At 49.0% G+C, this 488-nt stretch carries 1 protein-coding gene; it reads left to right on the top strand.

Annotation, left to right across the window (positions count from 1 at the left end):
- Nucleotides 1-111 precede the first annotated feature (111 nt).
- Nucleotides 112-488 (top strand): recombinase family protein (locus GSQ70_RS03105; protein ID WP_158785188.1); only part of this gene is annotated, 377 nt, incomplete at its 3' end.

The raw sequence follows: 488 nt of genomic DNA, 5'->3' as shown, positions 1-488 counted from the left end.
ATATTATAAATTGTCGGACACACAAAATCGGCATCATTAATGTGTCTGTTAAATCGATTTTTTGTTATAACAGACACCACTTGTCCGATATTTGATTTAGGATACATTTTTATGCGACTTTTTGGTTATGCTCGGGTATCAACCAGCCAGCAGTCTCTCGATATTCAGATCAGGGCGCTCAGAGAGGCAGGCGTGAAAGCGAACCGTATCTTTACCGATAAGGCATCCGGCAGTTCAGTCGATCGTCCGGGGCTTGATCTGCTGCGCATGAAGGTGGAGGAAGGTGACGTCATTCTGGTGAAGAAGCTCGACCGTCTTGGCCGGGATACCGCCGATATGATCCAGCTGATAAAGGAATTCGACGCTCAGGGGGTGGCCGTCCGGTTTATCGATGACGGAATCAGCACCGACGGCAACATGGGAAAAATGGTGGTCACCATTCTATCCGCTGTTGCCCAGGCCGAACGTCGCAGAATACTTGAACGCAC

Origin of the sequence: Pantoea sp. BAV 3049 (assembly GCF_009765445.1) — a bacterium.
Lineage (GTDB): Bacteria > Pseudomonadota > Gammaproteobacteria > Enterobacterales > Enterobacteriaceae > Erwinia.
This window is presented reverse-complemented; position numbering and strand designations above follow the sequence as displayed.